Annotated in this window: 19 protein-coding genes and 1 tRNA gene; 5 read left to right on the top strand and 15 right to left on the bottom strand. The window is 61.4% G+C overall.

Annotation, left to right across the window (positions count from 1 at the left end):
- Positions 1 to 14: 14 nt before the first annotated feature.
- Genes AB4Z44_RS01755 through AB4Z44_RS01735 form a run of 5 tightly spaced genes read right to left on the bottom strand, consistent with a single transcriptional unit; the run spans position 15 to position 4,366 of the window.
- Positions 15 to 1,004 (bottom strand): hypothetical protein, encoded by a 990-nt coding sequence (locus tag AB4Z44_RS01755; protein WP_404712370.1) that lies wholly within the window; start codon positions 1,002 to 1,004, stop codon positions 15 to 17.
- A complete protein-coding gene (locus AB4Z44_RS01750; protein ID WP_404712369.1) occupies positions 1,001 to 1,990 on the bottom strand; it encodes a hypothetical protein in 990 nt (329 codons plus the stop codon). The genes AB4Z44_RS01755 and AB4Z44_RS01750 overlap by 4 nt, the downstream gene beginning before the upstream one ends.
- Entirely contained in the window at positions 1,990 to 2,439 is a 450-nt protein-coding gene (locus AB4Z44_RS01745; protein ID WP_404712368.1) for an acyltransferase, read from the bottom strand. Before AB4Z44_RS01745 ends, AB4Z44_RS01750 begins: the two co-directional genes overlap by 1 nt.
- Positions 2,432 to 3,064, bottom strand: a complete 633-nt coding sequence (locus AB4Z44_RS01740; protein ID WP_404712367.1) for an acyltransferase — start codon at positions 3,062 to 3,064, stop codon at positions 2,432 to 2,434. The genes AB4Z44_RS01745 and AB4Z44_RS01740 overlap by 8 nt, the downstream gene beginning before the upstream one ends.
- A 54-nt stretch (positions 3,065 to 3,118) precedes the next feature.
- Positions 3,119 to 4,366, bottom strand: a complete 1,248-nt coding sequence (locus AB4Z44_RS01735) for a hypothetical protein (protein WP_404712366.1) — start codon at positions 4,364 to 4,366, stop codon at positions 3,119 to 3,121.
- Positions 4,367 to 4,593: 227 nt separating this feature from the next.
- On the opposite strand from AB4Z44_RS01735, the gene AB4Z44_RS01730 reads away from it, so the two are divergent.
- Positions 4,594 to 5,721: an acyltransferase family protein gene (locus AB4Z44_RS01730; RefSeq protein ID WP_404712365.1), complete on the top strand. Its 1,128-nt coding sequence runs from the start codon at positions 4,594 to 4,596 to the stop codon at positions 5,719 to 5,721.
- A 56-nt stretch (positions 5,722 to 5,777) separates the two neighbouring features.
- Here AB4Z44_RS01730 and AB4Z44_RS01725 read toward each other — a convergent pair whose 3' ends face one another.
- From AB4Z44_RS01725 to AB4Z44_RS01710, 4 genes are all read right to left on the bottom strand, one after another.
- Positions 5,778 to 6,983, bottom strand: coding sequence for an SGNH/GDSL hydrolase family protein (locus tag AB4Z44_RS01725; RefSeq protein WP_404712364.1), 1,206 nt, complete (start codon positions 6,981 to 6,983; stop codon positions 5,778 to 5,780).
- Positions 6,984 to 7,052: 69 nt separating this feature from the next.
- A complete protein-coding gene (locus tag AB4Z44_RS01720) occupies positions 7,053 to 8,180 on the bottom strand; it encodes a hypothetical protein (RefSeq protein WP_404712363.1) in 1,128 nt (375 codons plus the stop codon).
- 3 nt (positions 8,181 to 8,183) lie between these two features.
- Positions 8,184 to 9,641 (bottom strand): MBOAT family O-acyltransferase, encoded by a 1,458-nt coding sequence (locus tag AB4Z44_RS01715; protein ID WP_404712362.1) that lies wholly within the window; start codon positions 9,639 to 9,641, stop codon positions 8,184 to 8,186.
- 57 nt (positions 9,642 to 9,698) lie between these two features.
- On the bottom strand, positions 9,699 to 10,733 hold the full coding sequence (locus tag AB4Z44_RS01710) for a hypothetical protein (protein ID WP_404712361.1): 1,035 nt from the start codon (positions 10,731 to 10,733) through the stop codon (positions 9,699 to 9,701).
- Between the two features lie 51 nt (positions 10,734 to 10,784).
- Here AB4Z44_RS01710 and AB4Z44_RS01705 point away from each other — a divergent pair, with 51 nt between their 5' ends.
- Positions 10,785 to 12,230 carry a lipopolysaccharide biosynthesis protein gene (locus AB4Z44_RS01705; protein WP_404712360.1) on the top strand — a complete coding sequence of 482 codons (1,446 nt, stop codon included), beginning with the start codon at positions 10,785 to 10,787 and terminating at the stop codon, positions 12,228 to 12,230.
- On the opposite strand, the gene AB4Z44_RS01700 is transcribed toward AB4Z44_RS01705, so the two are convergent.
- Positions 12,163 to 12,510, bottom strand: coding sequence for a hypothetical protein (locus AB4Z44_RS01700; protein ID WP_404712359.1), 348 nt, complete (start codon positions 12,508 to 12,510; stop codon positions 12,163 to 12,165). The two genes, AB4Z44_RS01705 and AB4Z44_RS01700, sit on opposite strands and share 68 nt — an antisense overlap.
- A gap of 2,209 nt (positions 12,511 to 14,719) precedes the next feature.
- A tRNA-Gly gene (locus AB4Z44_RS01695) sits at positions 14,720 to 14,794 on the bottom strand.
- A gap of 156 nt (positions 14,795 to 14,950) precedes the next feature.
- On the opposite strand from AB4Z44_RS01695, the gene AB4Z44_RS01690 reads away from it, so the two are divergent.
- The 3 genes from AB4Z44_RS01690 (at position 14,951) to AB4Z44_RS01680 (ending at position 17,852) form a co-directional block, all read left to right on the top strand.
- Positions 14,951 to 15,862 carry a tetratricopeptide repeat protein gene (locus AB4Z44_RS01690; RefSeq protein ID WP_404712358.1) on the top strand — a complete coding sequence of 304 codons (912 nt, stop codon included), beginning with the start codon at positions 14,951 to 14,953 and terminating at the stop codon, positions 15,860 to 15,862.
- Positions 15,859 to 16,497 carry an LON peptidase substrate-binding domain-containing protein gene (locus AB4Z44_RS01685; RefSeq protein ID WP_404712357.1) on the top strand — a complete coding sequence of 213 codons (639 nt, stop codon included), beginning with the start codon at positions 15,859 to 15,861 and terminating at the stop codon, positions 16,495 to 16,497. Before AB4Z44_RS01690 ends, AB4Z44_RS01685 begins: the two co-directional genes overlap by 4 nt.
- A gap of 92 nt (positions 16,498 to 16,589) precedes the next feature.
- Positions 16,590 to 17,852, top strand: a complete 1,263-nt coding sequence (locus AB4Z44_RS01680) for a hydrolase (protein WP_404712356.1) — start codon at positions 16,590 to 16,592, stop codon at positions 17,850 to 17,852.
- A gap of 54 nt (positions 17,853 to 17,906) precedes the next feature.
- On the opposite strand, the gene AB4Z44_RS01675 is transcribed toward AB4Z44_RS01680, so the two are convergent.
- The 4 genes from AB4Z44_RS01675 to ileS all read right to left on the bottom strand — a co-directional run bounded on the left by AB4Z44_RS01675 (position 17,907) and on the right by ileS (position 22,998).
- A complete protein-coding gene (locus tag AB4Z44_RS01675) occupies positions 17,907 to 18,824 on the bottom strand; it encodes a pirin family protein (protein WP_404712355.1) in 918 nt (305 codons plus the stop codon).
- A gap of 132 nt (positions 18,825 to 18,956) precedes the next feature.
- On the bottom strand, positions 18,957 to 19,415 hold the full coding sequence (locus AB4Z44_RS01670) for a DUF3035 domain-containing protein (protein ID WP_404712354.1): 459 nt from the start codon (positions 19,413 to 19,415) through the stop codon (positions 18,957 to 18,959).
- Positions 19,402 to 19,905: a signal peptidase II gene (lspA, locus tag AB4Z44_RS01665; protein WP_404712353.1), complete on the bottom strand. Its 504-nt coding sequence runs from the start codon at positions 19,903 to 19,905 to the stop codon at positions 19,402 to 19,404. Before lspA ends, AB4Z44_RS01670 begins: the two co-directional genes overlap by 14 nt.
- A 105-nt stretch (positions 19,906 to 20,010) precedes the next feature.
- Positions 20,011 to 22,998 carry an isoleucine--tRNA ligase gene (gene ileS / locus AB4Z44_RS01660; protein WP_404712352.1) on the bottom strand — a complete coding sequence of 996 codons (2,988 nt, stop codon included), beginning with the start codon at positions 22,996 to 22,998 and terminating at the stop codon, positions 20,011 to 20,013.
- Positions 22,999 to 23,087: the final 89 nt, after the last annotated feature.

Below are 23,087 nucleotides of genomic sequence, written 5' to 3'. Positions count from 1 at the left end.
CCGACGCGGTAAAATCAACCGCCTTGCCCCGTCGCAGCCCCCTCTCCGACGATTTCCAGCACCAGGTCGACAGGACTACGGCGGTGCATCAGCGGCCGTGCGCCGGCCAGCGCCATCACCTCGGCCCGCAGCACTCCAGCATCACCCTCCTCAGGCTGGATGACGCAGTTTTCCGAACCGAAGAAACGGCTGCAGCGCATGTCGCCGTTGTTGCTGATCAGCTTGACGCCCATCGCCAGCGCCTCGAAGGCGCGCATCGTCGCCCCGCTTTGTTTGGGATGGGCATAATCGATGGTGAAGTCCGAACCGGCCAGCGCGGCGATGTAGCGATCGTAGGGCAATGGCCGAAAGTGGATCCAATTGCGCCGTCGCCAATAGAGCCCAGGTGTCCGCAAGGCGTTGAGCACAAAGCTCAATCGGCTCTTCTCGTAAATGTAGACGAAGCTCCCCTCCTCGCCGATCGCGCGCAACACGGCATCGACATAAGCGAGCCGCCGCGAATGATTGCGAAGTATCGCCGACACACGATGCCGCTGGAGCACCGGCGCCTCGGGCGAAGGCTGAGTCGAGAATAGTTCCGCCACCGGCCAGCCTTCCGCTGCGGCATCACGATAATCGAAGGTGGTCATGCGATCCACCGCACCGGTCCAGCGCCTCAGGGCGCGATCATAATCGAGCGAATCGAACTGATAGCCCACCACACGCCCAGCATGATGCTTCATCTCGGCGACCAGGCGCGGCGTGATCCCCCGTCCTTTGATGATCATGACCAGATCCCAGCGCCTGCCGGCCAGGAAACGACGGCTTATGGTGCGGCGGGTCCACCAGCGCGCCATCGGCAGATCAAGCTTGGCGAGCACCTTGCCGAACGGATTTTCCGGATATTCGTCATTGGCGAGCGTCACCGCATAACCGCATTCGGCCAGTGCGTCCGAAAAAACCCGCGTGAACGAATAGAAGCTCTTGGGTAGAACGAGCAGACAGGATCGTGACGCGCCGCTCATACGCCGGCTGGCGGCAGCGGATGCGAGGTACCGTCGACAATATGCCGAACGAAGGTCTGGATATGATATTCGGGAAAGTCGGCTTCCGGCTCGGCCAGCGGAACTTGCAGAAACGCATCTATGCCGGTGAAATCCAGCCCGTCGAACACATGGAAGCGATCGGGTGAGTAAAAGCGTTCTTTGCGGACCCGCGGATTGCTGGTGATGATCTTTTTGCCCGCGCACAAATTCTCAATCAGGCGCATGGTGTAGCCGGCCTGGGCGTGATTGGCGAAATCAAAGGTCGCCACCGAGGTTTCGATCATATCGATGAAATCGCGATGAGCGATCGGGCCGAACGCGACGTCGCGTGGAATCTCTCCACGACGCAGCAGTTGCAGGAATATCGGCGGTGTCACGGCCAAATGCGATCGCACCGGCACGCTCCGTTCGTCGCAGTAACGTTTGAATGCGTGAAAGGCGTTATATCGCGGGAGCTTAGCGAGATTACCGACGAAATAGACCTGACCGCGGCCTTGCTCGCGACGAGGCAGGCCTTGAAAGTCGCGCAGACAGAATAGCGGAAGATAGCCGAGCCCCATCGCCCGCGCATCGTCGGGATCGAAGGTCTGCACCTGGTCGAAGTGCTCAATATGGGCCTGATAATCGAGGCTCTTGAGGGCATCCCAATTGTAAAGCGCGAATCGCGCGCCGGCGAAAGCTTCGCGAAAGCGCGCGAGCATCGACAGCTCCATCTGATGAGCCTGTATGAACAGCACCAGATCATATCGATTGCCGCGTTCCGCCTCGAGGATATGCTTATGGTGCCAAGTCAGGCGTCGCTGCCAGGCATAGTGCGAAATCCGGCGCAACGCTTTGGTTACGCGATCCCGCGGCTGAATCTCATACAGCGAAACCACATGGCCGGCGCGACGGAGTTCGGCGGCGATGCTGGACGTATAATTGTGATAGGGAAGAGCCACGATCAAGATGCGCTGGATGGTCATCAGAGGACAAGCCCTTCCATCGTCGTACCTTCTCTGACGACTTTCGCCGGATTTCCCGCGACGATGCAGTTCGACGGCACATCGCGGGTTACGATCGCGCCGGCTCCGACCACCACTTCGTCACCGATACGCACGCCGCCCATGATGGTGGCGCCAATGCCAATGACGCACCATTCGCCGATATGGGTGTGCACTTTCTCGCCATCATAGCGACCCAGCGACTTGCGCGGAATCAGCTTATGACTGAGTATCGTGACCCGCGACGTCACGATCGTATGCGCGCCGATATGGATACCCTGCTTGAAATAGCGGTCGAGATTGAGGCCGCGTTCCAGTTTGCACCTCCGGTGAATATCATAGCCTTGGGCGCGATAGCTGAGATAGCGCGACCAGTGGACGAACCTGCTCACTCGAAGCCGCAGGCGCTGCGGGATGGTGAGGTCAGCCATCAGCCGCGGCCGAAGCTTCGTTATCGCGGAACCGGCCATCCGGATGCGTTTCTCGCCAGCAAGCCGTCTCGACATCATAGCGCCGAATGATCCGCGCCGGAATTCCGACCGCCACCGAATAGTCCGGCAAATCGCGTGTCACCACCGCGTTCGCGCCGACCACGCAATTCCGGCCGATGACCACGCCGAAAATGCTGACGTTGTGCCCGATCCACGTGCCGTCGCCGATCACGGTATCGGCCAACTGCACGAGCGGCTGATCGATGATCGGCCGGTCGACGTCCTGATAGCCATGGAGATTATCGGAAATGTACACCCCGTTGGCTGTCAACACCTTGCGGCCGATCTCGACACGGCGCGTAGCATAGATGTGATTGAACCGCCCCAGCTTGGAACCGTCGCCAATCTTCAGACAGCAGTCCCGCGCACCTGTATGCGGCGTCGCCGCCAAACAACTCAATGCACCGACGTAGACGTCGTCGCCCAGATGTATGTTCCGCGGCCTCTGGATGATCACCGGCGCGATGATGAGGCTACGCTTACCCCAACTGCCAAACCGCCATGCGAACAGAAAACGAAAAATCACGGCGCGAATGCCGTAGACGAGCTTGAGATATAGCATCATAATCCGGCGCCCCACAAACTCTCGATGCTACCGACATTGCCGACCGCTGCGCCGTCATTTCTGGCCAAAGGCCGGTCGCGTCGAAGCCACTCGACGCGGAAGTGGCCGCATTAGCAAGCCACTGAACATTATCATCAAAAAGAACGGTGTTAGCGTCAACGATTCGGTAGCTTGTGATATGATGAATATCGCTACGCCGATCAACGTATCCGCAAACAAGCCCTGACGGAATAGCCCGATCATGAAGATCAGGAACAACGGTATCCCTACCGAATAAGCAAGAACGACCAATCCATTTGTGTTACCGCGCTCAGAAAGGTTTTTCATATCGAGCTGACTCTCAAGATAACCATATTCTTGCGCGACCTCAAGGTAGTGATTTGGATCAAAACCAATACCAGCAAGGGGATGAGAGCTTACAATCCGAAACCCCGTATAGAGGTCGTACTCCCTAGCCCAGGACGAGCCTCGCAGGCTACCCTCTGTTTTTTCTACGTAGTTCGAGTAGCCAATTACTAACATCGGAACCAGCAACAACGGAGCAAAAATCAAAACAAGCAATTTTTCGGTGGTGCCCGCCCTACGCAAGCCCCGCAGAACGGCGACTCCCAACAGCATGATCATGATCGCAACGCCCGTCGTCGACTGCGTCGAAAGGACCGCCGCCCCCGCCAATGCGGCATCGCGATAGTTTTTTGTGCGAAACAATGAAAGGTAGAGAAAAATATTCAGATAAAATTGTAGAACGCCTGGCTCGTAGAAAAAACCGTCCGGCCTTTGAATGACCGATGGCTCGTCGAGCGTTACATGGTAGGTGAATATCAAAAAGATCGATTTGTAGGTAGCTAGATCGAATTGATAGGAACGAAATAACCCGCTGACGAATGTTGCCAGGACTACAGTAATCAGTGCCTGGATCGAAAATAGACGCAGCATCCAGCCAAGATCGCGCTCAAATACACTGATCGGCTTTTCCAGATAGAGGCCAAGCAGCATAAGGCCGCCCACGAAGTTCGCATAACGTGTCGCGGTTGGGACAAGATTGATCGCGTCGCCACCGATCAGCGCAACGGCCAACACGGCAAGCATCAAGACCCAGATCCCGGCGACTTCACGTCGCAAAAGCACCGCCGGCCCGCGCACGATCACGAAAAGCACCGTAAGCGCCGCCAGCAGGGGCAGGCGCGGCAGCAACAGGATACCGCCGCTCATCAGAATGCCGATGAACAAGGTCGCGCGGCGCAGTCTCTGCTCCACCCTGCCGTCTCGGATCAAGAGGGCTGAACGCCGCTGTGCCGTCACGTGACTCTCCCGGTGTTTCGACGGCGATATCGACTTCGGTCGCCGGTACCGGTACTCGATCCATAAGTTCGCAGCAACCCGGCGATTTCGGGCGCGCACGGAGCGCACGGAGCAACGCGATCGAATCGTTTCAATTCCCGGCCCGATGATCTATCGGGCGCCGTTGAGCGGGGAGCTTCGTTGAGCGGGGAGAGCTTCACCGATGCGCACGATCGGGAATATTTTGGATGAGAACCGGGGCGTCGGCCCGGGATTCGAACGCGCTTCGCGTGCTCCTGGCACTATCGGTCGTGTTACGGCATTGCTTCCCGCTTAGCTATGGCAATAGCGGCACGGAAAATGCGGGATTTCTCTGGCCCGCCTCCACGGCGATAGTCCCTATCTTCTTCATCCTGTCTGGCTTTTTGGTTACAGGCAGCGCGCTGCGCCTGACGTTGGGTAAATTTGTTGCCAGCCGCCTGTTACGCATCGTACCTGCGTTGATGGTAGACACGATGGTCACCATCTTGTTAATTGGGCCGATATTTACGCACCGCACGCTGGGCGAATATTTTCTGTCCAGCCAAACGCATGCCTATTTGTTAAACATCGTAGGTGAGATCCATTACTACCTACCCGGCATGTTCGAGTCGAACCCGATAAGGGGCGTCGTGAATGGCGCATTATGGACAATCCCTCCCGAGCTCGGCTGTTATGTTGGCATAAGCGGCCTGATTTTTCTTGGCTGGGTACGTGACTGGAGAAAGACGCTGGCCGTTGGCCTAGTAGCCGTCGCCGCGATCGTCGCCGCGACATTTGCCCCGAACATTATGCCACGCGTCATCAAAGTGGGCGCACTCCATCCGGGCGCCTTGCTGGTTCCGGGCTTCTTGTTGGGATCGGTGCTCTATCTCCGTCGAAACCTCATTCCCTATTCCCCCGTTTTATTTAGTTTGTGTGTCGCGTTGATCCTTCTGTCCGGATTCTTATTGCCGAGGACGGCTTTTTCGGTAATGCCGCTGGCATCCGTGCTGGCAATGCCGATTTACGGCTATACCACCGTTTTCCTTGGCGCAACACGGGTACCTCCATTACCCTTCTTCCGCCGGGGCGATTATAGCTATGGCATATACTTATACGGCTTCCCGATACAACAAGTTGTTGTTTCGCTAGGCGTTCGAAATCCATTGCTGGTCTTCGTCACGGCGATCGGGCCGATCTGCGCTTTGGCGATGCTATCGTGGCACCTTGTTGAGAAGCCGACATTGAAGCTCCGCAAGGGCTTCTCGCTCGCTGCCAAGCGGGAAGCACAACGTGATGCCGCGCTTGAAAAAGAGCAAGTCGCGCGCACCTCCGAGATGGCGAAGCCACGATAATATGGAGCGCCTGAGCTTCATATCCGCCCTCCTTGCCATTCGGAGGCTGCAGCGCCTCACTCCGTCCCGATCACATAATCAGGTACGGCAGTCGCCCGCAAATCTCTTTCCAGAAAATACGGCAGTATCGCAGAGAAATAGATCCGCTGTCCATAAAGATTCGGGTGATGCATGAAGTCCGCGACCAGATAGACCGGATCGGCAACCCTCTTTTGAAACTTGCCAAATTTCGTCAAAATATCGACAAAAGGAACTGCCTGCTCGCGCGACACATCAGCAATGATCGTATTAAAAAGTTTGGTCCGAGCGACACTCTCATCCTTCCATAATTTATTCTGTTGGAAGAACCCAACCGTCAGCACGCGAACGTGATTCGCTTTGAGTTGCCGGATCGCACGACGGAGCTGCTCTCGGAAGCGATCAGCATTAGGATAGACGGCGTGATCATTCATTCCAAACGCCAACACCACTGCGTCGGGCCGGTCAGCGGCAAGCAGTTTGGCAACATCGAAACCACGGATATCACTTCCCGGAACTGCAAAATTCTTAAACTTCTTTGTTCCGTTGAAATATTTTCGCAGCAGTCCGCACCAACTTTGCCTATCATTATTAAAGTATAGAGAATCTACTGTATGCGCCCCAGACGCAATACTATCGCCGACACATGCAACGTTGCGCGCCAACGCCAGATCGGCCGAAAGCGATCGAATCGTGAAATCAGCCAGCTTGGCATCATAATCAATGTAAACATTATAGCCGAGCATCAGCGGCGGATTGCGGGGCCGATCCCGAAATTCGAAACTTCCATCTGCGTTTCCGGCCTTGCACGAGGACTTCCCCATTGCGCATGTCGCGAGGAAAACCACGCAGTTCCGCGTGAACCAACCCGCTTGGCAACCCTTGGCCGTCGAATAGCGATAGGTCCCGAAGTCGGGGATCCGCGAGCCTGTCGTTCTGGCAAGGCCAAAGCGTGTCCGTTGCCAGTCGCGCCCCTCCCGATAGAAGAGCTTCCGACCCCGGTCATCGAAGCTATAGACCGCTTTCACCCGTTCCGGCGGATACAGCAGGACTACCGGCGCCCCTCCGCGGAATAAGCGGGCCTCACCCAATATCGACGTGTCGACAAGGGGCTTGCCGGCGGTTGCCATCACCATCGGCTGGGCATCGACAGCCGCTTTGCCCATCGGCGCAGCCGTCTGCTCGCCAGAACCGCACCCGGTCAGTGCCGTCGCTATGGAAAGACATAATAATCGCCGCCGCATATCTGTTCCTCACAAGCGCTCGGAAGCAAGATCCATCATATCACACCGCTTGGCGCGCCAGCGTGACCGTTATTTGACGCAACCGAGCTTGAGAAAGTCGGCCTCGCGCAAGCCCGGGTCCCGCTGCAAGCGGCTGCCACCGGCGCGACCACCGTATCGACCGACGAAACGCTCGATGGAGCCCGCGCGCAGCCAGCGTCGTACCTTGGGATCCCGTTCGCCCACTTGGCGCAGCAGCCGTGCGTAGGTTACGTCGCCGCCGTGCAATCCATCGATGAATTCGCAATCGTTCGAGCCTTCAATCGCCGCCGGATCGGTGAAGTCGAACAAGGGGGCACCTGCGCAAGCCGAGAGCCGCCGATAGCCATCACGGATATAATCATAGTCGGGACGGGCGAGACGGCGCCATATCGGGGAGGCGAACGGCGGCGCGACCACCACGACATGATCGGCTGCGCCCCGCACCTTCGCGATCGCCGAGCAAATGCGACTCACCAGCACGGGATCGGCACGGCTATTGCGCTGGAAGTTTTGCTTATCGCCATTGATGCGATCGAAGGTGGTCGCGAACCCCCTGTCGGCGGGCTGCGAACCGGTCAAATTGTAATAGACGCTGCCGTCGCGTGCATAGCCTTCATCGTTGACCAGTCCATGCAGGCCAAGATTGGGAGAGCGAAAAACGCGCAGCACCCAATTGCCGTGCACCATCGCCCTCGCCCCCGCCGATAGCGTGTCCGCCGAGATCCAACGTGGATAATCGGGCACAGGTGCCTGATTGTCGGTATAACGCGCATTGAACAGCCAAGGGTCGACATAGATCAGCGCCAGCTTGAGCCGCCGCCCCGCCGCGACATGGGCCGCCATCGTTTCGAGATTATCGAGATTGTTGACCGATCCGCCAAGCGACAGGAATGGCAGCGTGAAGAAATCGGAGCGCACCTCCATCGCGCGGCTCGAACCGATGGCGATACCCTCGGGCTGCTGCCGGTCGAACATCAGTTCCTTATAACGATACGCGTTCTGATTGACGCCGCTCAGGAAGAGGATGGTGCCGTTTGGTGCCGCCAGTTGCCGGGCGACCACATGCGACAGATTGAGCTCGCCCGCACGCGTGAACAGCCACTGTAGCCCGCAGAGCACCAACCCCAGCGAAATCAAGGCTGCGGCAAAACCGGTCAGGAAGCGCCTTTCGATCATGGCTCAGAAGTTAAAATAGATGAAAGTGGAAACCCGGTTGAAATTGAGCAGGACGAACACGAAAGCGGCGCCCACGGCATAGCCGAGAACCGCGCCGCGATGCGGCCATGCCTTGAGCATGCCGACGATTTCCATGCTGTTCGGTGCCAGTTTCACGATCAGAAAGCCGGCGGCGAGCCACGCCAGCACCGCAGCCGGCGACGCCGGGACATGGGGCGCCAGCGCATGATAGGATCCAAGCCCGTTGCCGCCGACCGCGCCGCCAAGCAGGCGCAACGCCGCATCGATGCTGGTCGCCCGAAAGAACACCCAGGCGACGACCACCGCGACGAAGGTCAGGCAGCCCGCCAGCCATGCGCCGCCCGGCGTGCTCGGCAAGCCGAGCCGATCGCGCGCCACCTTCCAACCATGATTGATGACGAGATACAGGCCGTGGAGCGTGCCCCATAATGCGAATGTCCAATTGGCACCGTGCCATAGCCCGCCCAATATCATCGTCGCCATCAGGTTGACGTAGCGACGCGCCGGCCCCCGCCGGTTGCCGCCCAGCGGGATATACAGATAGTCGCGCAGGAAAGCCGACAACGTCATGTGCCATCGCCGCCAGAAATCGATGATATCACGCGCCTTGTACGGCGAATTGAAATTGATCGGTAGATCGACGTTGAACAATTTCGACAGGCCGATCGCCATGTCCGAATAAGCGGAAAAATCGAAATAGAGCTGGAATGTATAAGCGAGCGCGCCCACCCAGGCCTCTGTCAACATCGGATGCCCGCCTGCTTCCACCGCGTTGAACACGGGGTTCGCATAAAGCGCGAACTGGTCGGCGATCAGCACCTTCTTGAATAGCCCGATCGTGAACAGCGTCATGCCGTCACTGAGGTTGGCCGCTTGCGGACGATAGGTGGCGGCGCGATCGAACTGCGGCATCATCTGCTTGTGGTGCAGCACCGGCCCGGCAATCAAATGCGGAAAATAACTCGCGAACAGAAAATAATGAACGGCATTATATTCGCGGGCGATGCCACGATAGACATCAATTAAAAATGCGATCTGTGTAAAGGTAAAGAACGAAATGCCCAGCGGCAGCACAACGTGCCACATCGCCCAATCCAATCCGGTCACCGCATCGACCGTGCGGATGAAGAAGTCGGTATATTTGTAATATCCAAGGATTGCGAGATCGGCGACAACAGCGATAGTGGTCAGGATCCCGGCCCTTGCGGTCGTCTGGCCGTCATGCCGCGCAAAGCCGATCGCCAGGCCCATCAGATAGTTGAATGTGATCGAACCAAGCAGCAGAACGAGGTAGCGCGGATCCCACCAACCATAGAAGATCAGCGAGGCCACAGCGAGCCATGTTGCCGCCAGCCGATGGTGGAAGCGTGCGATCAAGAAAAAGCCCGCAAATGCCGCGGGCAGGAACAGGAAAACGAATTCGTAGGAATTGAACAACATGGCTAGCCTCGGCCGCCCTGCGCTGCGATGCTCGACATCTCTCCCCCGAATCCGACTTCAGGCCGCTTCGAGCAAGCTATTCCCGCGGATAACGCCGAACGCCTCCGGATAACGTGCGCGAAATCCGTCCTGCATATAGCGGAGGTTGAGGATCAAACGGTCGCCCTTGACCGGCTTGGTACCGCGATGAAACGCGAACGTATTTTCCGCGAAGGCATAGCCGGCCGGCCCCTCAACATAATGCAGCTGCGCATCACCGATCGCTCGGCTGATCTCTTCATTGGTATAGCGAGCGATCGGACCGAGCGACATCGGCGTGCGGCCCTGCGAATGGAAATAGACCTCGTGATGTCCGCCGTCGCGACCGACATCGGTGAGGAACACGAACATTTTCACGAAACGGAAATTGTCGACGTCACGATGGAATTCGAGAGCATCGTCATAGCCGCGATCGACGATCCGCGGTTGATCGAGCCGGATCAGCGCGTCGATCGACGCGCTGGCAACCATATGTCGCTTGTCGAGCCCCAGAAATTCTGCGGCGAGATCGACGAAATGGTCACTCAGCGCCACTTGGGTAAGCGGGCAATCGGCCCGGCCGGTGGCGATCAGCCCCGCCGGACGCTGGATACGCTCGGTCCGATAATGATCGAAATAGCCACCGATGTCGGCAAAGGTCCGGCCCTTGCCAGCGTCGGCATGGCGACAGAAATACGCCGCCAGCGCCGCCACACGCTCGAGCGGCAGCGGCGGAAGCTCGACGAAGCCTCGCTCGCTCAACGCTGCAAGCTCCGGACATCCGGCCGAGTTGCGCCTCACGTCCCAGCCGCGGAACAGCCCAAATGGGGTCAGCAGACGCATCGCTCCGAACCGTGCCGCTTCACCAACCGGCTGCCGCAGCTTGACGACGCCGTAAACAAACTCCCTTGAAACCAGCCAGACGTGACCGGCAAGGCGCTTCAAGAACTTCACAGTCGCCCCCGTCCGCAAAGGCACATCTGAGCCGTACCGCAGCCGCGATAGCCGAGCCAGATCGTCCATGCACGCGAAACTTGGACGGGGTGTGTAAAAATCAAGCGCGTTGACCGTCACACGATGGTCTTTTAGCGCCGTTAATATGCAGTTCCAGCGAGCGATACACGCATGAAGATTCGTCAACTGCTGACCGCCAGCGGCCTATACGGCATAGCCGACATGCTTCTTCTCGGCATCAGCGGCTTCCTGCTACTTCCCCTTTATACACGCACACTCAGCCAAACCGACTTCGGTGCTTATGTAAGCATACGGGCGAATACCGAGATTCTAGGCTATTTGCTTTATTTCGGCCTCCTGTCGGCCGTTGGCCGGCTCTATTTCGACTATCCCAAGGGCGTTGCGCGTCGTAGCTATCTCAATTCGGTAGTGATGTTCTTCATCGCCGCAGTCGTGGTCGCGGCGATATTGTTCTTGTTCGTTGGAGACGCCCTCTGGCAATTGATGTCGCCGACCACGCCGTCGCAGCCCTATCTCTGGTATGCACTCATCTTGGCGGCTACGACATTCCTTGCCCAGCTAGGCTCGTTGTGGCTGCGCCTGGAACATCGCGTCAATGCTTTCGTGTCGATTCAGATCTTTTCGGCAGTCTTGCTGACCATCGCGGCGTATCTGGCCCTCGTGATCTTCAAGCTGGGGCTGCCGGGGCTGCTCGTCGTTCTCGTGATCGGCTATCTGCCAGCCGCGGCCTTCCTGGCCTATAATATTGGCGACCGTCTGAGGCCGGTCATTCACCGCGACGAGATCCTGCCTTCGCTACACTATGGGATGCCTTATGCGATCAGCTACATCGCTTATTTCCTGCTGAATCGTTTCGCGGTGCTCAACCTGCAGCACCAAGTCGGACTCGACAAGGTCGCGATCTTCGGCCTCGCCCAGCAACTCGCGATCATGATTTCGATCGTCTCGCAATCATTCGGCAAGGCCATGCAGCCCGCGGTGTTCGGCGCTGCACCCGACGAAGCACAGCATGTCCTGCGCCGGTCCAGCAAGCTGTTCATTCTCCTGATCTTCGGCGCGGCCTCGTTCGCAGTGATGTTCGCTCACGAGATCCTGCGCGCGGTCGCCCCAAAGGCCTATCTCACGGGCTTCCCGGTGCTGCTCGTGCTGCTGATTGCGAGCTTCATCTATTCGCTGAACCTCGTATCGAACACCACATTGGAATATTTCAAACGTCCGCGCATCCAGGCAACAATGTCGGTGCTGGGCGCAGCGACATCGGTCGTCCTCGGCCTGCTCCTGATTCCCCATTATGACCTCATGGGCGGCGCGCTGGCGATGCTCGGCGCCTATGTCGTCGTATCGGCCGGCGGCCATATCGCCGCCTATCGCCTGTCGCGCCAATCCTATTTCGGCGAGATCGCCATGGTCGTATGCGCGGTCTGCGTGTTGGCCCTGATTGCGCTGTGGCCTGGCTGGCAGGCGATGAGTCTACCCATCGCAGTGTTGCTCAAGGGGATGATCACCGCGATCGTCGTACTTGCATTGTTCAGCGCATATGCACCCAAGCAGCTCGCCCGATTTGCCAGCAGCCTTCGAGCACGGCGAACGACATAGCCGGGTCGAGGACGCCTTCGCGCCGCTCCGATTGGTTGTTGAAGGCGCGATAGTGGAAATCGTCCATCGTGCAATTGTTCGGGTTGGTCAGATCCGAATTCGGATATTGGAACGAGACCGAGCGGCCGTCGGCGCCATAATCGGCGATCTGATTGAACCGGTTCTTGTTCAGCTCGCGGCGATGCTCGCTGCCGAAGGTCGTGCCGGTGACGTCGGCCCTGGTGGCGTAATTGTTGGCGTCCCACTGGATGCCGTTGATGGTCGACGGTGTCTTGAACAAAGCCGGCCAGCCCGATCCGGCCGGCCCGTCGGAACCGCAAGGATGCTTCGGCTCCTGTCTGATGAAAGGCGATCTGCGCAGAGTTGCCTGGGAAGACCGTCCCCCGTCCCCCGATCATCGATGGCGGGCAGAACTTCCGCCTGGGCAAGCGCCTGCCGCCGACACCGCCGCCCCCACGAGGCCGGCCGTGAGGCTCGCCGCTAAATACAGGGGGCTTGGCGGGAACGCGGGCCGCCAGCGAGTTCGCTCGGTGTCGCCCGGTTTTTCAGGCGAATCGACGCCATCGACCGTTCTCAATCTCGGTCGGGCAAGCCGGCGACCTCTTCCTTCGTAGCAACGCGCCACGAGCCTTGCCTGTCCCGTATCATCGGTCTGCCACACCCGCGGCAAACCGAACGAGTCTTGCCATCATCCCGATTTCTCGCCTGCCCTCGCGAGCGGACATGATGGCCGAACAGACAGCGAACGTACTGATAGAGACCCATAAATGCCCACCCATAAATGCCCATCCCAGCATCAATCAACGCCGCCGGCCTGACCGGCGGAAAGCCGCCGTATCCTCGACGACCGCGGATGACTGGGGGGGCAACCCGAGGCAGTGCTATCTACAATCCATTAATGGCAGCTTTATTGCGGTGCACAACCAACGATGGCGATCCGCGCAATCGCGCCATATTCGCACCGCGACCGCCTAGAGAAGCCAGAGCACCGCCATTATCCATAAGGCGCCTGCCATTGCCGCCAAAAGGAACCCCGTGCCTGGCGGAACACGTCGATCGGGAAGACTGCTTGCCAATGCTATATCGGGCATAATAATTTAATCCTTAGCCCATCAACTTCCTCGTTCCCAAGTTGTTCCCAGATGTCCGGCCTCGTCGTATCGATGCCCGCAGGCCCAAGCATCGCTCGTGGATCGCTCGTGGCGTGGGTCAGGCTTGATTTGGATTTGCTTGTTGCCCGGCCAACTCGTCCCTCGTCGCCAGCCGCCACCGTCGCCGCCCGTCTCGTATCATTGGCTTGCCGCAACCTCGGCAAACGGACCGGGCCTTGCCGCCCCGTACCTTGGCGAGCCCCCGCGAACGCTCGTGATGGCCAAATAAGCAGCGGATGAGTTGTCTCAGCTTCATGCAATCTCCTCCCTTCGAGATGCTTACTGGCGCCGTTGCGACGGCCTAACATGGCGGGCCGAACTTGGCCAAGGCTTACGGCCTGGACGGGCTCCGCCGGCGCCGCGCGCCGCAAGGTTCAAATCAGCCCGCCCATCGCATGCCCCATGGCCTTGGCGGCCCATCTCAGTCATAGTCAGCGCGGCTAAAATGCGGCGGGCATTGAGATGACCCAAATCCTCGAACGGCTATTATGTTTAGGTCTCGGACATAAGCGGTCGATTGATCTCGCTGGATATCTCCTCAGCGTTTGACGAGACTTGGTTCATCTATCCCCGCCTCTTTTTGGCTATTACAGATATTAGGGTGTGTCAGGCCCAACGCCGTGATCTACGGAACAGACACGCGATCCCATAATGTTCTATGCCAAGGACCTACGTCGGATCGCTATAATCGTTCGACCGAATCCATAATTCAAGATCTGCAACTACAATAATTCCCGATTAATATCATCCATCGCGCCCGATCGGTTTCCTATTTGACCTCTGCATATGTTAGTATTAAAGGCGATATCATAATAGATCCGGGATTGTATTGGGTGTGACTGGTGCGAGCGGTAGGTGGATAGCGTCACCGATAGGACGATCGGCTATACGCTCCCATGTCGCCGAGACGGTAGAATGGAGGTGTTCATGAAACTGCGCGGAACTTACAGCCGCCAGACGCAACTGACTGGGTTTGCACCTTCAGCCTTGAACACTAGGGATGCCGCCGCATATGTCGAATTGCCGAAGAGCACGCTCTAAAAGCTGAAGCTCCATGGCGACGGTCCAATGTTTGCCAAGCTATCCACCCGCGTAGTTCGCTACCGCATTCAGGATCTTGAGAGTGGATCGCTCACCACCGAGTAGCCAACACAAGCGCGTTCTGACACGGCCAGCCGCCAGCTCATACCATAGCGCTCGGACAGCTGGGAAAGAACAGCATCCAGCGCCGATCTGAAACAATTTCTCCGCCGCCGTAAAACGTTCAGCGAATCTGATTGTCTCATGACTTACCGCCGTGCTTCATTGGCGACGGGCGGCAGAAATCTGCTGAAACGCTGGAGCGGGCGAAGGGATTCGAACCCTCGACCCCGACCTTGGCAAGGTCGTGCTCTACCCCTGAGCTACGCCCGCTCGGCGTGTTCGGGAGACTGGCCCCCGGAGGTGAGGGGCGCCAATAGCGCCGGTTTCCGGACCCGGCAACCCCCCATTTCCATGTTTCTGCCAAAGGGCTTGCTCCGCGCACGAAACGGACCACATAGGCGCGCAGGACAGTTTCAGGAGACGAACTTGGCGACGTTGGGGATGAGTGCCGCGGAACGCGAGGCGATCGAGGCCTTCAAGCGCGACGTCATCGATCCGTCGATGACGTCGCTCGTGATCCTCGATTTCTGGGCGGAATGGTGCGGGCCGTGCAAGCAGCTCTCGCCCGTGCTGGAGAAGGTCGCGGCGGCCTATGCCGGCAAGGGCGTGCTGCTCGCCAAGGTCAATGTCGACGAGAACAAGCTCGTCGCGGCGCAATTCCGCGTGCGATCGATCCCGACCGTCTACGCCGTCTTCCAGGGGCAGCTCGTCGCCGATCTGACGCAGGCGCGCACCGAAAGCCAGCTGACCCAGATGATCGACCAGATCCTGCGCCAGCTGCCGATCGAGGCCGACGATGCCGCGCAGGCGCCGGACATCGCGCCGCTGATCGCGATGGGCGAAGAGATATTGGACGAAGGCGATGCCGAGCGCGCCATCTCGATCTTCTCGCAGATCGCCGAGATGGCGCCCGAGGATCCGGCGGTGATCGCAGGGCTGGCGCGTGCCTTGATCCTCGCCGGGCGCACCGACGAGGCGCAGGCCGCGCTCGATGCGGTGCCGGCGGACAAGGCCAAGGATCCCGCGATCGCACGCGCCAGAGCGGCGCTGGCGCTGGCGGCCGAATCGGCGCCGGTCGACGATCTCGCCGGGCTCAGGGCGAACGTCGCGGCCGATCCCGACGATCAGGAAGCCCGTTACGAGCTGGCAGGTGGCCTGATGGCCACCGGCGATCGCGACGGCGCGGCGGATGTGCTGCTCGATTCGATCGCGCGCGATCGCGACTGGAACGAGAATGCCGCGCGCAAGCGGCTGCTGACCCTGTTCGAGGCGACCGGGCTCGAGGATCCGTGGGTGGCGGCGCAGCGGCGGCGGCTGTCGGCGGTGCTGTTCGGATGATCCTGAAGACCGGCGCCCGGCTGTCGATCTTCCCGCTGGGCGGCGCCCTGCTGTTCCCGCGCGGCACGCTGCCGCTCCACATCTTCGAGCCGCGTTATCGCGCTCTGGTGCGCGATTCGCTCGCGCGCGATCGGCGCATCGCGATGATCCAGCCCCGGCCCGGGCAAAGCGAGAAGAATCCCGAACTGTTCGACATCGGCTGCGTCGGCCGGATCGCGCATGTCGAGGCGCTGGAGGACGGGTGCTTCAACCTCGTGCTCGAAGGGCTGTCGCGCTTCCGCCTGCTGCGCGAGCTCGACGCGACCACGCCGTTCCGCCAGATCGAGGCGGGCTTCGACGATTTCGCCGATGGCGATGAGGAGGACCAGCCGGTGCTGCCGAGCATCCTGCGCGCCGAACTGGAGCGCGAGGCGCGCGCCTTCGCCGATGCGCATGGCTATGTCGTCGATTGGGACGGCGTCGAGCGGCTCGACGACGAGGCGTTGGTCAACGGCATCGCCCAGATCGCGCCGTTCGATATCGCCGCCAAACAGGCTTTGCTGGAGGCGCCCGACGTGCCCGATCGGGCGGATCTGCTGATCCAGTTCATGCGCTTCTTCAGCCGCAGCGACGATGATGGCGCGACGCTGCAATAGGGCGCAGCCAGCCGTTCGTGTCGAGCGAAGTCGAGACACGTGAGAGCGGAACGTCCCTCGACTTCGCTCGGGACGAACGGAGAGACAAGGTCATGATCCTCCGCGACGCCGACCGCGTCATCATCGAAGCGCTCGACGGCCACGCGATGATCGCCCGCGCGATCGATTGGTGTGCGATCAACAGCGGCAGCCGAAACCTCGCCGGGCTCGAGGAGATGGCCGCGCCGATCGAAGCCGCACTCGGCGACCTGCCCGGCGCGGTCGAACGAATCCCCCTGCCCGACACCACCGAAGTCGCCACCGACGGCACGATCCGCACCGTCGCCAACGCCCCGGCGCTGCGCCTGCGCGTCCGTCCCGACGCGCCGGTCCGGATCGCACTGACCGGCCATTACGACACGGTCTACCCGGCCGAGACGCGGTTCCGCACCGTCGTCACCCGCGCCGACGGCGCGCTCCACGGCCCCGGCATCGCCGACATGAAGGGCGGGATCAGCGTGATGCTCGCGGCGCTGGCCGCGTTCGAACGCCATCCGGCCGCCGCGAACCTAGGCTACACCGTCCTGCTCTCGCCCGACGAGGAAACCGGATCGCTCGCCTCGGCGCCCTTGCTCGCCGAGCTCGGCGCGTTGGCGCATATCGGCATGACCTACGAGCCCGCGCTTGCCGACGGCACGCTCGCATCGGGGCGCAAGGGATCGGGCAATTTCCATATCCGCATCACCGGCCGCGCGGCGCATGCCGGGCGCGATTTCGCGAGCGGGCGCAACGCGATCCTCGCCGCCGCGCGGATCGCGCAGGCGCTCGGCGCGCTCAACGGCCAACGCGACGGGCTGACCGTCAATGTCGCGCGGATCGACGGCGGGGCGCCGCTCAACATGGTGCCCGACATCGCCGTGCTGCGCTTCAACGCCCGCCTGCCGCGGATCGAGGACGAAGCCTGGCTGATGGCCGGGATCGACGAGGCGATGCACGAAGGCATCGACGACGGCATCGCTGCCGAACTCCATGGCGGCATCACCCGCAAGCCCAAGCCGTTCGTGCCCGCGCAACAGGCCTTGTTCGAGCATGTCCGCGCGGCCGGCGCGTTGCTCGGCCAGACGATCGGCTGGGGGCCGTCGGGTGGGGTGTGCGAGGGGAACAACCTGTTCGCGGCGGGGCTGCCGGGGGTGGATACGCTCGGCGTGCGCGGGGGCGATATCCATTCGGAGCGCGAATTCGCCTGGCCGGAGAGCTTCGGCCAGCGGGCGCAATTGTCGGCTCTGCTGCTGGCAAAGCTGGCGGATGGGACGATCGACGGGCCGGGCTTAAGGGCTGCTTTATCCCGTCATTCCCGCGAAGGCGGGAATCCATAAACTCCGCACTTCAGAGGATATGGATCCCCGCCTTCGCGGGGATGACGGCAATGATCAGGGATACCGCACCGGCGGCGCCGGATCCGGGGGCAGCGGGATGAACTCATGCTCGTCGGGCACGGCATCGAACCGGCCCTCTTTCCAGTCCGCCTTCGCCTGCTCGATCCGCTCCTCCCGGCTCGACACGAAGTTCCAGTAGATCATGCGCGGTTCGGGAAAGGGTTCGCCGCCGACCATCACCAGCCGGGTCGGGGCATCCGCCACCAATACGATCTCGGCATGGGGCTTCAGGATCACCAGTTCGGATGGGCCGAACGACGCACCGTCCACCGTCACCGCACCATCGATCAGGTAGAAAGCGCGCTCGATCTGCTCGGCCGGCAGGCGATAGCGCGCGCCGGCCGCCAACACGATCTCGGCATAGATCATCGGCGACAGCGTCGCGACCGGGGACTCCATCCCCTCCATTGCGCCGACCATCACGCGGACGGTGACGCCCTCCGCCTCGGCCGAGGGCAACGCGTCGGCGCCATGATGCACGAATGTCGGCGCGGTTTCCTCGTGCGCGGCGGGCAGCGCCACCCACAATTGCAGCCCCGACAGCGCCGCGCCGCCGTGGCGTGCCGTTTCGGGCGAGCGTTCGGAATGGACGATGCCACGCCCGGCGGTCATCCAGTTGACCTCGCCCGGCCGGATCGCCTCGACCGAACCGAGGCTGTCGCGGTGCAGGATCTCGCCCTCGAACAGATAGGAGATCGTCGCCAGCCCGATATGCGGGTGCGGGCGCACGTCGAGCGCCTGCTCGCCCTGGAAGACGAGCGGCCCGAACTGATCGAAGAAGACGAACGGGCCGACGATGCGCCGCTGCGGCTGCGGCAGCGCGCGCCGGACGGTGAAGCCGTCGCCCAGATCGCGCGAAGGCGGCAGGATCACGAGTTCGACCGGATCGATCCCTGCGTCGCGAACCGCCATGGCGCCCTCTCCTCCTAGAGTTTTGAACCTAAACCCTACTCCGATCGTGTCGAGCGAAGTCGAGACACGTTAGCGCGCACGTCCCTCGACTTCGCTCGGGACGAACGGGTCCGTTTAGACTTCCTCGCAGCCTTATTGCGGTGGGGTCGTCGTTGTCGCAGGCGTCGCGCCCGGCGTGGTTGCGTTCGCCTGCGGATCGGCCTTGACCGGCGCATTGACGATATCGCGCGTCGCCTGGCCCTTGTTGACCACGGTCGTGCCCGGATCGCCCGCCTCGGAGCGCACGCCCGGGGTCGCCGGATTGCCCGCCTGCGCGACGAGTGCCGTCTCGCCCGAGCTCGCCGGACGCGGCCCGCCGAACAGAGCGCTCAGCGCCTGGGTCGAGCTATCGGCCTCCTGCGGGCGCGGCTGGCCCGGACGCGGCGGCACCAGCGCGAAATCGGGCGGCACCACCAGCGGCGCGGCGCGGCCGACCGCGAATTCGTTGGGCGCGCTCTTGCCCGCGGCGAACACCCCCTTGGGCGTGCCGTTGCAGCCAGCGAGCGCGAGCATCGCCAGCGGCAACCCCGCAGCCAGATTACGCTTGATCATTGTTACTCTCCGAAGGGGTGGCGTCACGCATCACCAGCGCGCGCAGAACGAGCAGGGCTACGCCGATGCTAATCCCTGCGTCGGCGATATTGAAGACATAAAAGGGCGACCATGCGCCGAAGTGAAGGTTCAGGAAGTCCTGCACATAGCCGAGCCGCACCCGATCGACGATATTTCCGACAGCACCACCCATGACGAGCCCGAGCGCGATCGCGTCGGGCGCCTTCTTCTCGCGCCACAGCCAGATCGCGACGCCGACCGCAATGGCGCCGGTGGCGAGCGTCAGCAGCCAGCGACCCATATCGGTGTAGGAGGTGAGGAAGCCCATCGAGACGCCGCGATTCTCGACCCAGATCAGGCGGAAGATCGGCAAAATCTCGACCCCGTCATTGAACGGCAGCGCAAGGCTGTGCACCGCCCAATATTTGCTCACCTGGTCGAGCAGGAGCACGATCACAGCGATCGTGTAGCCGAGGGCGCGGGGCTTCATGGCCTCGCCGCCCCTGCGCAGGCAGGGGCCCATCTCTCTGCCGACGAGAGATGCGCCAAGACGCGAGAGACATGGGCCCCTGCCTGCGCAGGGGCGACGGGAAGGCTATTCACCCACCACATCCTCGCACCGCGCGCACAGATCGCCGTCGCTCTCCACCTCGGGCAGATGGCGCCAGCAGCGGCCGCATTTGAGATAGTCGGTCCGATGAACCACCGCGACCGGGCCGTGCGCGACATGGTCGAACGCGGCCTCCGACACGATCAGCAGTTCGGCCAGTTCGGCCGCGGTCACGTTGGGGCGGTCGTTCAGATCGGGCAGGCCGATCGCGACCTTGGCCTCGAGGCTCGATCCGATCTCCTTCGCGCGGCGCTTGGGCTCGATCTCGCCGCTGACGATCAGGCGCAAGGTGCGCAGCTTGGTCCATTGCTCGGCCAGCGCCGGATCGGCCCAGGCGGCGTCGACCTCGGGCCATTCGAGCAGGTGGACCGAACCGGCCTCCGGATAGCGCGTGCCCCAGACCTCCTCGGCGGTGAAGCACAGGATCGGCGCGGCCCAGCGCACCAGCGCGTGGAACAGGATGTCGAGCGTGGTGCGATAGGCGCGGCGCTTCGTATCGCCGGGCGCATCGCAATAGAGGCTGTCCTTGCGGATATCGAAGAAGAAGGCCGACAGCTCGTTGTTGCAGAAATCGGTGAGCGCGCGCGCATAGCGGTTGAATTCGAACGCCTCGAGCGCCGCCTTCAATTCCGCATCCAGCCCGGTGAGGAGATGGAGGATGTAGCGCTCCAGATCGGGCATGTCCGCCACCGCGACCCGCTCGCTCTCATCGAATCCATCGAGCGCGCCGAGCAGGTAACGGAAGCTGTTGCGCAGCTTGCGATAGGCGTCGGACGTGCCGGCGAGGATCTCCTTGCCGATGCGGACATCCTCGAAATAGTCGGTCGAGGCGACCCACAGGCGTAGGATGTCCGCCCCGCTCTCGCCGATGATCTTGAGCGGATCGACAACATTGCCGACGCTCTTCGACATCTTGCGCCCCTGCCCATCGAGCGCGAAGCCGTGGGTCAGGACGGCGTCATAGGGCGCCCGGCCGCGCGTACCGCAGCTTTCGAGCAAGGAGGACTGGAACCAGCCGCGATGCTGGTCCGACCCTTCGAGATAGAGATCGGCGCGAACGCCCTCGCCATAGCGCGCCTCGATCGTGAAGGCGTGGGTCGAGCCCGAATCGAACCAGACGTCGAGAATGTCCTTCTGCGGCTCATAGTCGTCGGCGTGGTAGGCGTCGCCGAGCAAGGCCTGATGATCGGCGCCGAACCACGCGTCCGCCCCGCCCTGCTCGAACGCAGCGACGATGCGGGCGTTCACCGCCGGATCGCGCAGATAATCGCCGGTGACCTTGTCGACATAGACCGCGATCGGCACGCCCCAGGCGCGCTGGCGCGAGATCACCCAATCCGGGCGTCCCTCGACCATCGCGCCGATGCGGTTGCGGCCCTTCTCGGGCACGAAGCGCGTGCGCGCAATCGCGTCGAGCGCGAGCTCGCGCAAGGTCGCACCATTGCCCTGGCCGTGGCCGAGCGTAACGGCGTCGGCGTCGGTGAAGACCGGCGGTTCGGCGGCGTCGATCTCGGCCGCGAGCGGCTTGTCCATGGCGATGAACCATTGCGGGGTCGCACGGAAGATCACCTTGGCCTTCGAGCGCCAGCTATGCGGATAGGAGTGCTGGAAGTCCGCGCTCGCCGCGAGCAGAGCACCCTTGTCGCGCAGATCGGTGCAGATCGGGCCGTCGGGCGCGTTGAACTTGGGGTTGATGACGCTCCCCTGCCCGCCCAGCCACGCCCAGTCGGCGCGATATTTGCCGTCGCCCTCGACCGCGAACACCGGATCGATGCCGTGCGCCTTGCACAGCAGGAAATCGTCCTCGCCGTGATCTGGCGCCATATGGACAAGGCCAGTACCCGCGTCGGTGGTGACGAAATCGCCGGGCAGCATCGGCCGCGGCCGCGCGAAGAAACCGCCGAGTTCGTGCATCGGGTGGCGGCAGATCGTGCCGGCGAGATCGGAGCCTATGCCTTCGTAGGGGCCAAACGTCGCGGCTTGAGCTTGAACTGAAATACCCGCACCAGGATATTTGAGTTCGAGCCGCTTTGTGATCCGCTCTGAAGCTTGACGCTTAAGTGCGGACGCAATCAGAAATTTCTTTCGTCCAGTCGCATTGCCCAGAAACGAGAATTCGGGATCGTCGATAAATTCGGGCTTCGCCGAGGCGTGATGAGATGCCCAAAATTCAACCAACTCATACTCAACCTCCGGCCCATAAGCCAAAGCCTGATTGACCGGGATCGTCCACGGCGTGGTCGTCCAGATCACCGCATAGGCGCCGACCAGTTCGGGCACCGCGCTCTCGACGATCTCGAACGCGACATCGATCTGGGTCGAGGTGATGTCCTCATATTCCACCTCGGCCTCGGCCAAGGCGGTCTTCTCGACCGGGGACCACATCACCGGCTTGGCGCCGCGATAGAGCTGGCCGGTCTCGGCGAACTTGAGCAATTCGCCCGCGATCACCGCCTCGGACGCGTAGTTCATGGTGAGATAGGGATTGTCCCACTCGCCCATCACGCCCAGCCGCTCGAACTGCCCGCGCTGCACGCCCACCCACTTGGCAGCATAAGCCCGGCATTCGGCGCGGAACTGCGCGACCGGGACCTCATCCTTGTTCTGCTTCTTGGCGCGATAGGCCTCCTCGACCTTCCACTCGATCGGCAGGCCGTGGCAGTCCCAGCCGGGGACGTAGGGCGCGTCCTTGCCGAGCAGCGACTGGGTGCGGACGACGATGTCCTTGAGCACCTTGTTCATCGCATGGCCCATATGGATATCGCCATTGGCGTAGGGCGGGCCATCATGGAGGATGAAGCGCTTGCGGCCCGCGCGGGTGGCGCGCAGGCGACCATACAGATCGTCGGCCTGCCACTTGGCGAGGATCGCCGGCTCCTTGGCGGCAAGGCCGGCCTTCATCGGAAAGTCGGTCTTCGGCAGGAAGACGGTATCGCGCCAGTCGCGCGGCGGGGTGTCGGGAGTATCGGCCATAGTCGGCGCGGCCTTTAGCGGAGGTTTTCGTGGAGACCAAATGGGGTTGAGGATTTCGCGCCGCCACGCATCCCCACCCGTCATCCTGA

Source organism: Sphingomonas sp. MMS24-J13 (genome assembly GCF_044905095.1).
Classification (GTDB): domain Bacteria; phylum Pseudomonadota; class Alphaproteobacteria; order Sphingomonadales; family Sphingomonadaceae; genus Sphingomonas_I.
Note: the sequence above shows the minus strand (reverse complement) of the source record. Positions and strands in the feature narration are given on the sequence as shown.

Excerpts from the sequence above, each read along its gene's own strand:
- AB4Z44_RS01755 (WP_404712370.1), bottom strand. The coding sequence starts at position 1,004 with ATGAGCGGCGCGTCACGATCCTGTCTGCTCGTTCTACCCAAGAGCTTC.
- AB4Z44_RS01750 (WP_404712369.1), bottom strand. The coding sequence starts at position 1,990 with ATGACCATCCAGCGCATCTTGATCGTGGCTCTTCCCTATCACAATTAT.
- AB4Z44_RS01745 (WP_404712368.1), bottom strand. The coding sequence starts at position 2,439 with ATGGCTGACCTCACCATCCCGCAGCGCCTGCGGCTTCGAGTGAGCAGG.
- AB4Z44_RS01740 (WP_404712367.1), bottom strand. The coding sequence starts at position 3,064 with ATGATGCTATATCTCAAGCTCGTCTACGGCATTCGCGCCGTGATTTTT.
- AB4Z44_RS01730 (WP_404712365.1), top strand. The coding sequence starts at position 4,594 with ATGAGAACCGGGGCGTCGGCCCGGGATTCGAACGCGCTTCGCGTGCTC.
- AB4Z44_RS01725 (WP_404712364.1), bottom strand. The coding sequence starts at position 6,983 with ATGCGGCGGCGATTATTATGTCTTTCCATAGCGACGGCACTGACCGGG.
- AB4Z44_RS01720 (WP_404712363.1), bottom strand. The coding sequence starts at position 8,180 with ATGATCGAAAGGCGCTTCCTGACCGGTTTTGCCGCAGCCTTGATTTCG.
- AB4Z44_RS01715 (WP_404712362.1), bottom strand. The coding sequence starts at position 9,641 with ATGTTGTTCAATTCCTACGAATTCGTTTTCCTGTTCCTGCCCGCGGCA.
- AB4Z44_RS01705 (WP_404712360.1), top strand. The coding sequence starts at position 10,785 with ATGAAGATTCGTCAACTGCTGACCGCCAGCGGCCTATACGGCATAGCC.
- AB4Z44_RS01685 (WP_404712357.1), top strand. The coding sequence starts at position 15,859 with ATGATCCTGAAGACCGGCGCCCGGCTGTCGATCTTCCCGCTGGGCGGC.
- AB4Z44_RS01680 (WP_404712356.1), top strand. The coding sequence starts at position 16,590 with ATGATCCTCCGCGACGCCGACCGCGTCATCATCGAAGCGCTCGACGGC.
- AB4Z44_RS01675 (WP_404712355.1), bottom strand. The coding sequence starts at position 18,824 with ATGGCGGTTCGCGACGCAGGGATCGATCCGGTCGAACTCGTGATCCTG.
- AB4Z44_RS01670 (WP_404712354.1), bottom strand. The coding sequence starts at position 19,415 with ATGATCAAGCGTAATCTGGCTGCGGGGTTGCCGCTGGCGATGCTCGCG.
- lspA (WP_404712353.1), bottom strand. The coding sequence starts at position 19,905 with ATGAAGCCCCGCGCCCTCGGCTACACGATCGCTGTGATCGTGCTCCTG.
- ileS (WP_404712352.1), bottom strand. The coding sequence starts at position 22,998 with ATGGCCGATACTCCCGACACCCCGCCGCGCGACTGGCGCGATACCGTC.